At 57.0% G+C, this 9,715-nt stretch carries 9 protein-coding genes and 1 pseudogene; 3 read left to right on the forward strand and 7 right to left on the reverse strand.

Annotation, left to right across the window (positions count from 1 at the left end):
- Positions 1-412 precede the first annotated feature (412 nt).
- The 3 genes from OKC27_RS21880 to OKC27_RS21890 all read left to right on the forward strand — a co-directional run bounded on the left by OKC27_RS21880 (position 413) and on the right by OKC27_RS21890 (position 4,391).
- On the forward strand, positions 413-880 hold the full coding sequence (locus OKC27_RS21880) for a hypothetical protein (protein ID WP_012954630.1): 468 nt from the start codon (positions 413-415) through the stop codon (positions 878-880).
- Between the two features lie 469 nt (positions 881-1,349).
- Positions 1,350-3,008 (forward strand): methyl-accepting chemotaxis protein, encoded by a 1,659-nt coding sequence (locus tag OKC27_RS21885; RefSeq protein ID WP_270806703.1) that lies wholly within the window; start codon positions 1,350-1,352, stop codon positions 3,006-3,008.
- A gap of 726 nt (positions 3,009-3,734) precedes the next feature.
- Positions 3,735-4,391: a quinolone resistance pentapeptide repeat protein QnrS2 gene (locus OKC27_RS21890; RefSeq protein WP_012537714.1), complete on the forward strand. Its 657-nt coding sequence runs from the start codon at positions 3,735-3,737 to the stop codon at positions 4,389-4,391.
- A gap of 302 nt (positions 4,392-4,693) precedes the next feature.
- Here the strand turns inward: OKC27_RS21890 and OKC27_RS21895 are convergent, their stop codons facing one another.
- From OKC27_RS21895 to OKC27_RS21925, 7 genes and pseudogenes are all read right to left on the reverse strand, one after another.
- Positions 4,694-4,945: a hypothetical protein gene (locus OKC27_RS21895; RefSeq protein ID WP_270806704.1), complete on the reverse strand. Its 252-nt coding sequence runs from the start codon at positions 4,943-4,945 to the stop codon at positions 4,694-4,696.
- Positions 4,935-5,816, reverse strand: a complete 882-nt coding sequence (gene repC / locus OKC27_RS21900; protein WP_012954629.1) for a replication protein C, IncQ-type — start codon at positions 5,814-5,816, stop codon at positions 4,935-4,937. Before repC ends, OKC27_RS21895 begins: the two co-directional genes overlap by 11 nt.
- Positions 5,803-6,666: a helicase RepA family protein gene (locus tag OKC27_RS21905; RefSeq protein ID WP_012537710.1), complete on the reverse strand. Its 864-nt coding sequence runs from the start codon at positions 6,664-6,666 to the stop codon at positions 5,803-5,805. The genes repC and OKC27_RS21905 overlap by 14 nt, the downstream gene beginning before the upstream one ends.
- Positions 6,667-6,736: 70 nt before the next feature.
- Entirely contained in the window at positions 6,737-7,687 is a 951-nt protein-coding gene (locus tag OKC27_RS21910) for a hypothetical protein (protein WP_043849884.1), read from the reverse strand.
- Positions 7,688-7,722: 35 nt separating this feature from the next.
- On the reverse strand, positions 7,723-8,406 hold the full coding sequence (locus OKC27_RS21915) for a hypothetical protein (protein ID WP_043849885.1): 684 nt from the start codon (positions 8,404-8,406) through the stop codon (positions 7,723-7,725).
- Positions 8,407-8,785: 379 nt separating this feature from the next.
- A pseudogene (locus tag OKC27_RS22940) lies at positions 8,786-9,178 on the reverse strand (relaxase/mobilization nuclease domain-containing protein); the annotation flags it as partial.
- Complete coding sequence (locus OKC27_RS21925; protein ID WP_012537712.1) at positions 9,162-9,593, reverse strand: plasmid mobilization protein; 432 nt, start codon at positions 9,591-9,593, stop codon at positions 9,162-9,164. The pseudogene OKC27_RS22940 and the gene OKC27_RS21925, both read right to left, overlap by 17 nt.
- Between the last annotated feature and the right edge of the window lie 122 nt (positions 9,594-9,715).

Consider the following 9,715-nt stretch of genomic DNA (forward strand, 5'->3'; position numbering starts at 1 on the left):
CCCCCCGACCGAAGGGAGCGGGGGCGTAGGCCGAAGGCCGGAGGGTGAGAACCAAGCGAAGCGTAGGTTACACCTTGCTCCATGCCAAACCACCGCGCAAATACCATAATAGCACATCTCCATGCAAGCACCGAACAGCCACCCACCCGGCCCGCTCGCTGCGCTCTCGGCCCGACCGCCCAAGGGCGGTAATGGGCCAGCGGGGAGAGGGGGTGGGCAAGGCGCCGGGGCGAACTGATACAATGCAACTATGGTATCGCAAGAACGGCAGACTGTCGAGCGTTACTCAATCCGACAGTGCAAACCTATTTGAGTGCGACGGTCGGATTGAAAAATAGGCCGACAATAAACACTCGACAGCGTGCGACTGTCGAACTATAATATAATCACACAGTCAAACGGAGAAACCGCCATGCAGTTTAAGCGCCAAGGTCGCCGGGTTCAGGTGCTCGCCTACCGGGGGTATGACAAGGAAAAACGCCGCGCCATCGTCAAGATGATGGGGTCTATTGACGTATATTCTTACGAGCCGTCAGGCGGCCTAATTGAGAATCTGACAGACGAAGAAAAAACAGAACTACAGTCATACATCGAAACAGAACGACAGGCAGCAGAAAAGAGAAGCCGAGTGTATTACGCTAAGTCTGCCGCCAGTCGTATTGTTGAGGTTGCCGACACGATCAAGGCCGGGGACTTTGAGCCGTCCGAGGCATGGGCGGCGGATACCTGGGCGGCAATCGAGGCGCTGACCAAGGCCATGCGCAAGGCGGGCTACCCGAAGCTCCGCAAAGCGCCCCAGAAAGCCGCAGACGCGCCGATGCCGGGTCAGGCGGGGTTGCCCTTTGGGGATGCGCCAGAAACGCCAGAAAGCGCCTCCTGAGGGGTTTAGGCCGGGAAACCGGCACCCCCCCCCTCTCCCCGCTGGCCCTTTACCCCCGGAGGGGGTCGCCGAAGGCGGGGGGAGAGGTGTTCGCCTTGCGCATGGTCTTGGCCGGGCATTTGAGGCAATGCCAGACCGCGCCGAAGGGGCGCGGGCTGTGCTGCGCCTAGTGGAGATTCTTAGAGAATCTTGGATGGATTTTGCGAATCGCCAGCAAATCCGCGCCCCGTCTGGGTTTTCCAGATCGGGGCGGGTGGAGTTACCGTGGGGGTTGGGTGGAGTTACCGTGGGGGTTGGGTGGAGTTACCGTGGGGGTTGGGTGGAGTTAAACAGGGGGTCACACATACTCGCACCAGATCACGCTGCCCCAGTGCTCGCCGGTTTCCGGCTCAATGGCTACGTTATCGAAGCGCCCTCCTGAGTAGATCAGGCAACGCTTCCCAATCAGCCTAGCGGGGTCGGTGTAGCCATGCTAGCTTATCGTAACGCTAAAGAAATTGGGCTTAATGCCGAGTACAATAAAATAAAACAGCCAACCATTGAGGCTCTTATGCGCCAGAATTTACCAGTGACGGGTCGAAACTTAGAACTCCCAAAAGATACCAATATTCTTTCGACTACCTCCCCTCAAAGCTATATCACGTACGTTAATCCTGACTTCATTAAAATCAGTGGTTTCACTGAGGAAGAACTATTAGGCCAGCCTCACAACATCGTAAGACACCCAGATATGCCGCCTGCTGCATTTGAGCATATGTGGAGTACATTAAAATCTGGCCGCTCATGGATGGGGCTAATAAAAAATCGCTGTAAAAATGGCGACCACTATTGGGTAAGTTCTTATGTAACGCCAATAGCTAAGAATGGTTCGATTGTTGAATACCAGTCTGTAAGGACCAAGCCTGAACCTGAGCAGGTTTTGGCTGCGGAAAAATTATATGCTCAATTGAGAAGCGGGAAGGCCGCGAGGCCGAAATTGGCTGCTAGCTTTTCCGTGAAAATACTCTTGCTCATATGGGGTAGTATTATATCGAGCGCAATGGCTGCCGGCATGCTTACTGATACATCAATAAGCAGCTTATTGTTAGCCACTTTAATGTCAGGAAGCTTAAGCTCTGTTAGTGTTTTGGCTATTCTCTCTCCTCTTGGAAGACTGGTTGAAAGAGCCAGGAATATTTCCAATAACCCATTAAGTCAATCCATCTACACTGGGCGCACCGATGAGTTTGGCCAAATAGAGTTTGCTTTACGAATGATGCAAGCTGAAACAGGCGCCATAGTAGGTCGCATAGGTGATGCATCAAATCGGCTTAGCGAACACACCCGAGGCCTACTAAAGGATATTGAGTCAAGCAATGTACTTACAGTTGAGCAGCAGGCAGAGACAGATCAAATAGCAACGGCAGTAAACCAAATGGCGGCAAGCATTCAAGAGGTTGCGAGCAATGCACAGCATGCTGCAGATGCGGCCGGAAGAGCAGACACTGAGACGGCATCTGGCCAGCGTCTGGTAGCCCACACAAGCCAGTCAATCACTGCCCTTGAAGGTGAAATTAGGCAAGCCGCTCAGGTTATTCATGAGCTTGAAGGTCAAAGTAACGAGATATCAAAAGTTCTTGACGTTATACGAGGGATCGCCGAGCAAACGAATTTGTTGGCACTCAACGCAGCAATTGAGGCCGCGCGTGCTGGTGAGCAGGGGCGTGGTTTTGCTGTTGTCGCCGATGAGGTTCGCAGTCTTGCTGCTCGCACACAGCAATCGACAACGGATATTCAAAGCATGATCAGCGCTCTACAAGAGCGAGCGCAATCCGCTGTTACAGTCATGGAGCAAAGTAGTCGGCAAGCGGACACGAGTGTAGCTCACGCAGAGGAAGCAGCTACAGCTCTTGATGGAATTGGCCAACGCGTTAACGAAATTACCGACATGAACGCGCAAATAGCGACTGCGGTCGAGCAGCAGGGAGCAGTAAGTGAAGACATAAACCGCAGTATTATCAATATACGCGATGCTGCTGATACCAATGTACAGACCGGGCAGAATAATTTGCAAAGTGCGAAATCTGTCGCTCAGTTAACTAGCGCTCTGAGCGAACTGGCAAAACAGTTTTGGGAAAAACGAGGATAACGCTTTTCAGTATCTCGACAGGGATAACTTACTTTACCATCGGTATCCCTTTTAGCCGCACAAATTTTAGCCATGGCTTTTCAGGAAGTCATGGCTATCAGAATGGCCTTAGAAAGCCTAGTCAAAGAGCTGTCACGAGAACACCGTTAGCTTAGCGTACGATTTTTTCCGAATTCTGCGGTTCCCCCATCCTCGCCAATCCAAGCCCGGACAATCAGCCCTTCGTGCATATTCCGGTCGAAAATGAACACCTATTCCGGTTTAAAATGAACGCTGATTCCGGCTTGCGTGTACACCGATTCCGGACACCTGTGTGAGTAGAATAAAGTTTCGTTACTAAGTAATAAAGAATCATACTGAGTATTAAAGATTCATACTTAAATGGCAGCGATCAGAGTACACTGCCATTTCTAAAACGTTTATGCCCCATTCCTTCTTAGACCTTGTATCTACTTCAAATTGCAGGCTTCCGTTTAAGGTTACTTTACCTAATGGCGGACATCAGTAATCTATTGGGTTCATTTTCTCTGTGGCTTTTTAAGCGGATAACTTTTTTCAATGGTGCCGCGTACTTTGAACGTTAACATAGAGGCTCAGGGCGCTATTTTACCCCCTTAAAATAGGCAAAATGAGGGTTTTTAAGATCTTGATTTTTAGTGTTTTTATTTTGGTGATGTGATGTGGCTTTGATGGTAGTGTTGCGTCCAGTTCATCATAGGAGTCAACATGGAAACCTACCGTCACACATATCGACACCACAGTTTTTCACATCAAGATCTAAGTGATATTACTTTCACTGCTTGCACCTTTATCCGATGCGATTTTCGACGTGCTAACTTGCGTGATGCGACATTTATTAACTGCAAGTTCATTGAACAGGGTGATATCGAAGGTTGCCATTTTGATGTCGCAGACCTTCGCGATGCAAGTTTCCAACAATGCCAGCTTGCGATGGCAAACTTTAGTAACGCCAATTGCTACGGTATTGAGTTACGTGAGTGTGATTTAAAAGGGGCCAACTTTTCCCGAGCAAACTTTGCCAATCAAGTGAGTAATCGTATGTACTTTTGCTCAGCCTTTATTACTGGATGTAACCTGTCTTATGCCAATATGGAGCGGGTCTGTTTAGAAAAATGTGAGCTGTTTGAAAATCGCTGGATAGGGACTCACCTCGCGGGCGCATCACTGAAAGAGTCAGACTTAAGTCGAGGTGTTTTTTCTGAAGATGTCTGGGGACAGTTTAGCCTACAGGGTGCTAATTTATGTCACGCCGAACTCGACGGTTTAGATCCTCGAAAAGTCGATACATCAGGTATCAAAATTGCCAGCTGGCAACAAGAACAGCTTCTCGAAGCGTTGGGTATTGTTGTTTTTCCTGACTAGATGCTTACGAATACCTGCTGATAAACTATACACAACATTAATACATTTTCTAATTCAAATCACCAGAGCTAGATCAATACTTCTAGCTCATTCTTGTCCAGAAACGTGTTTGAATGGGGCCAATCAATCTGTGGATGCTCAAGACAACCAGTATGATACTTTATTACTCAGTTGTAGCGTGACTCAGATTTTGTAGTAGGAATTAGTATGAATCTTTATTTCTGGGTGAGTATCATTTAGAACGGTACAAACAGGGTTACTTGACTGCTTAGTATGAAACTTTATTCCTCTCCTACAACACCTCAGAGCACGTACTCTGATGTCAGATGAACCGTCCTGTTCCAACGTCTTGGATCCACAACTGCCGCGTTGCGCTTGGCTGCTGGCTTGTTCAGTGAGTCGAAAAGATGCCTCCCCTCAAAGCCCAGCTTCTGCTCGAAGAATCCCTGTCCGCATACTTTCCGGAAATGGTGTTCACAGATTCCGGAATCACTGTTCAACTTCACCGGAATACGCACTTCGACTGTCGGCGGCGTTTCCCAATCATTTCTCATGGCTAATTTCCTGTGTTTTGGGTGCTGGGCCGAGCAGATGCGTTGCTTTCGGCCTGCCGATTTCAAACTTGTTTTTTGCGTATTCGCTGACTGCCCAGCCCAATGCGGCAAGCTCAGGAAGCGCCCTGCGAGCCGCTTGGCGTCGCGTCTTGAGCGTATTGGGGTTGGTTGCCTGCCCCGGCCAGACGTAGCCGCAAAGCGTGTCCAGTTCCACCCGCCCGGACTTGCCGGGGTCGATCCAGCCGCATAGGCGCTGGTGCATCAGCCGCGCCGGGTCGGTCTGTAGCGCCCGCACCTCGTCCATGTCGATGCGGACATGCTGCGCGCCACCCATGACGGCGCGAGCAATCAGGGGATTCAAGGCTACATACAGCTTTCCGTCCTGCTCGTCGCTGGCGTACTCGGACAGCAGGCGGAAGCCCTGCCGCTTCCTGCCGTTCTGGGCGATGATGGACACCTTCCAAAGCCGCTCGATGCACTCCCGAACCGGCTTAGTGTCGTCGGGGTTGGCGTAGCCAATTTCGCGGGCAAGTGCTCGATAGCTGCCCTTGACCACCATCGCATCCTGCTGGAAGGCTTCCCATTTCGGCTCAAGGAACAGCCGGAGTTGCTGCCCGGCCTCGGTCTGCGGCTCAGGTGACAGCACAAGGCCACCCGGCCCAGCCATTGCCACAAGTCCTTGCAGGATGCGCAAGTCATCAGCGCCCAGCGGCTCCGGGCCGCTGAACTCGATGCGCTTACCGTCGCCATAGTCATGCACCACGTCCAGCTTGCCGCGCTTGCGCTCGCCACGCTTGAGGCTGCGGAATAGGCCGGGGGCCAGACAATGCGCCGGGTCGTGCCGGGCGTGGGTCAGGTCATGCTTGCTCACGGCTGCCCCCCTTCTTGCCGTTCGGCACTTCCAGCAGTTCCACCGGAACCAGCACGCCGCCGTCTCGGCGCTCATACCACTGGTCAAGCGGGGTGGCGTCGTAGTTCTGTTTGCTCACGCCGAAGCGCACGAAGAAGCCGCGCCGGTCGTTGCCGATGGGCTGACGGTCATAGGCGCGGTCGCTCAGGCGCTTGGCCTCGTCCTCGGTCATCTTGGCGACGAAGCCGCACCAGCGGGCGTTGTCGATCAGTGCCGATGCGCCCCGCGCTGCCTGCTGCTGGTCGGTTTGCCCCTCGCGGGCGCTGCCCTTGCTGACGTGGTGCAGGTACAGGACAGACGCGCCAGTGCTGGCCGCGACGTGTTCCAGCGTGGCGACAAGCCGCGCCATGTCGCCGTTGCTGTTCTCGTCGAGGCTGTGAATCCGGCTCAGGGTGTCCAGCACGATCAGCCGCGCCCCGGCGCTGTACTCGATGACGCGGCGCAAGTGCTCCTCGTCCATGACGTTCAGGCGCTTGCCCATGATCGGCTCAAGGGTCAGGTTCTCGGCGATGGCTTCGCGGGCTGACTGGTTGAGGTGCTGGCCGATGGCGTGAACGCGCCGGATCAGGGCGGGTTCGGGATCTTCACCGGCCAGATAGACCACGCGCCCGGTGTGCTGCGGCTTGAGGTTCACCACGTCACCGCCTGCCACGCTGCAAGCGATGGACATAGCCGCTTCCAGCGCCCAGAAGCTCTTGCCGGTCGCGCCGGGGGCCACCAGTGCGCCCACGGTGCCAGCCAGAAAGCCGGGCCAGATGAAGTCCAGTTGTGGCGGTTCCTGCTGGAACGCCTCCATAATGTTGATAGCCATATCGGCCTCCTACTCAGGTTGATGATGGTTAGCCTGTCGGTCGGTTCATCACACCGACTGACAGGCGCTCTTATCTGCCGAAGCTGGGGCCATCATACCCCCGGCTCTTGCGTGAAAGCTCTCGATTTCGCGCTCTCTCAGCCTCGATCTCGGCCTGTCGCTTGCGCTCGATCTCTGCCACCTGCCGGGCGTTCATGTCGGCCAAGTCTTTGCCATGCTCGGGCTTCGGCGTCCATTGGCGCACCTCGCGCCCGGTGATTTCGGCCACCCGCTGCGCCTGTTTCTGGTGCCCGGCGTCGGCCTTGGCCTGCGCCTCGGGGTTCTTTTCGTTTTCCCCGGCCACAGTGACGCGCTCGGCCCGCTTCAGGATCGCTTGCACGTCGTCACGCTCCAAGAAGCTGCGCACGTTCGCGCCGCCTGACACGATGACGGTGGGCGGCTGCTGGCCGCTGCGCTTGGCGATGTCGTGCAGGGCTAGCGCATCCGGGCCACCTTCCACGATCCAGACCTTTGCCGGGTCGCCCGGCAGGATCGGCGGATAGATCTTGTCGCTGCCGCGTAAGTCGCGCTTCTGCACCGGATCAGCGGGGGCAATGGCGCGGCGTGTGGCGTTCTGCGCGGTGCCTGTACGGTCGTAGCCGACGAACAGCACGCCACCGTCTGCATAGCGCACCATGCCCGCCTTCTCGGCGTGCTCGATGGTGTCCGGGCTGATGCCCCGGCCCTTGAGGTAGTCGCGGCCATGCTCGCGGGCTGCCAGCCCTTGCGCCGGTAGCTGCGGCGGTTGGCGTTTCGGCTCGCTCGGGCGCGGTTGCTGCCGGACTGTCGGCGCACCTGAAAGCCGATAGACGGCCTCGGCGTAGCCGGTGCCAGGTTCGATCTCGCGCACAAGGTCGATATTGTCCCCGCCGTCGTTGCCGTAGCGGTCGCACCAGAGCCAGCGCCCGTCCTGCTGCCGGGTCACGCGGTACGCCTCATCACCGCCAGCCTTGACGGACAGGTGTCGCCCTTCGCGCTTCACGGTGTAGCCGCTCGCCTCAAGGTAGGCGGTCGGATCTAGTTCGCGGGCCGATTGACGATCTGTTCCAGCAACTCGCGCTCCTTGGGCGTGGCCTTGTTCCAAATCGCGTTGGCCCAATCCGCCGTCTGCTGCACGTCGCTTGGCGGCACTAGCCTGTTTAAAGCGACTTGCCCAGTCGCTACCAGCATCGCGCCCACGGCCCCGGCCAGAATCAGCCCCAGCGCCTGCCGCCAAAGGCGCGGGCGCGTCTCGTTCGCTGCCTCGGTCAGTTTGTTGGCGGCTTGCGTCATGTCCTTCTGTGCGCTCACCAGATTGCCCGGCAAGTCCGCCACCTGCTCCGCGGTCTGCTTCATGCTGCTGATGCTCGTTTCCAGCCCTGACAGGCTGTTGGACAGGTCGGAGATGGTCTTGTCCAGCTCCCCGGCCTTCTGCTCGAACGCCTTCGCCGCGCTCGCGCTCATCTGCTGCGTCAGCTCGTCCAGCGTCTTGCGCTGAATGGCCGTCACCTTGTCGTAGGCTTCCAGAACCTGCGTCACGTCCTGTTGGAGTCGGGCCAGCGGTTCCAAGGTCTGCGCCGTCTCGGTCGAGACTGCGACCGGTAGGCGCTTCAAGTCCTCGTGCATCAGGCTCAGGGACTGCTGCAACGTCCTGACGCTCTCCACGATCTGCAACTGTGGGCCTGAATCGTTCAAGGCCCGCACGGTCTCTAGCTTCGTCATAAGTCACCCCTGATTTCTGTAGTCCCGCCCATGTGTAGCCCTTGCCCAAGTCGCTGCCCTTGAACGGCACTCCGGCCACCTCGAAGGAAAAGCCGTTCATGCGCCCGGTGCTGGCGAGGTTTGCCCGGACGCCTACGCCTGCGGCATGTAGCCGGTCGGCCAGTTCTGGCGCGGTCGGCTTGTCCTTCACTGCCTCATCCAGCAGCCGTTGCAGACGCTGGCGCGGCGGTTCGTCGCCCGTTCTCACGGCCATGTTGATCTCCTTGTCGGTCAGCTTCCGGCGCTCGGCCCGCGCATCGCCCAGCCCCGGCGTCAGGGTCAGGCCGTGGGTATGCTCAAGCTCTTGGGTCGCCTCGATGGCGCTGCGGGCTTCCCACTGGCCCAGCCAAACTTTCCCGTCCAGCCCTACCCGGCTGGCCACGATGTGGATGTGATCCTTGTCCGTGTCCTGGTGGCGCACTGCCACCCACGGCGTATTGGTCTGGTCAAAGCCCATGCGCTGCATGAAGTCAGTCGTCACGGCTTCCCACTTCTCGGCGCTCAGGCGCTCACCGGGAGGCAGTGACAGCGAGCAATGCCAGACGGGCTTGCCGATGTCCGGGCGCAACTGGCGCACGGCTGAGAACTCCCGCGACAGTTCGCGGGGGTCATTCCCGGCCATGTTGCCGCCGACACGTTCCGCGTTTTTCGTGTGCGTGGCTTCCTTGCCAACGTCAAAAACGTAGTTCAGCGCACCGCGAAAACCGCCACCACGGCTAACCTTCGCTTTCATCTTCCACGTCCTCCGAGTCGTGCTTGACGCCTATCAAGTCGCCGCGCACCAGAACCAGCAATCGCAGGCAGTTGGCAAGCTCGGCGCTCAACTGCAAGCCCAGCGCCTTGCCGATGCGCTCCCCGTCGCCCCGCTGCCCTTCGTTCAGGTGCCGGGCGATCTGGTTCAGGTTGGCCGCTGTGCGGGCCAACTCTGCCCACTGTTCCCGGTTCGCTGCCGGGATGGTGGGCGGCAGGCGATGCAGAGCGGCGGCGCGTAGGTACTCGCCCCGCTGCATCTGCACCGCGTCACGCTGCGAATCCAGCCGCGCAAGCTCGGCATCGTTGAGGCGCACCGAAACGGTATGCCCGCGCTTGTCCGTGGCGTCGAGCGGCGCAGGCCCACGGCGGCGGCGCTTGGATTCGTCAGTGTTCATGGGCGAAGCCCTCCAGTAAGTGAAGCGAAGCGAAACGCGCAGCAACCCCCCGACCGAAGGGAGCGGGGGCGTAGGCCGAAGGCCGGAGGGTGAGAACCAAGCGAAGCGTAGGTTACACCTTG

Source organism: Aeromonas sp. QDB62 (assembly GCF_027705695.1).
In the GTDB taxonomy this organism is placed as follows: Bacteria; Pseudomonadota; Gammaproteobacteria; order Enterobacterales; family Aeromonadaceae; genus Aeromonas; species Aeromonas allosaccharophila.

Excerpts from the sequence above, each read along its gene's own strand:
- OKC27_RS21880 (WP_012954630.1), top strand. The coding sequence starts at position 413 with ATGCAGTTTAAGCGCCAAGGTCGCCGGGTTCAGGTGCTCGCCTACCGG.
- OKC27_RS21885 (WP_270806703.1), top strand. The coding sequence starts at position 1,350 with ATGCTAGCTTATCGTAACGCTAAAGAAATTGGGCTTAATGCCGAGTAC.
- OKC27_RS21890 (WP_012537714.1), top strand. The coding sequence starts at position 3,735 with ATGGAAACCTACCGTCACACATATCGACACCACAGTTTTTCACATCAA.
- OKC27_RS21895 (WP_270806704.1), bottom strand. The coding sequence starts at position 4,945 with ATGAGAAATGATTGGGAAACGCCGCCGACAGTCGAAGTGCGTATTCCG.
- OKC27_RS21905 (WP_012537710.1), bottom strand. The coding sequence starts at position 6,666 with ATGGCTATCAACATTATGGAGGCGTTCCAGCAGGAACCGCCACAACTG.
- OKC27_RS21915 (WP_043849885.1), bottom strand. The coding sequence starts at position 8,406 with ATGACGAAGCTAGAGACCGTGCGGGCCTTGAACGATTCAGGCCCACAG.
- OKC27_RS21925 (WP_012537712.1), bottom strand. The coding sequence starts at position 9,593 with ATGAACACTGACGAATCCAAGCGCCGCCGCCGTGGGCCTGCGCCGCTC.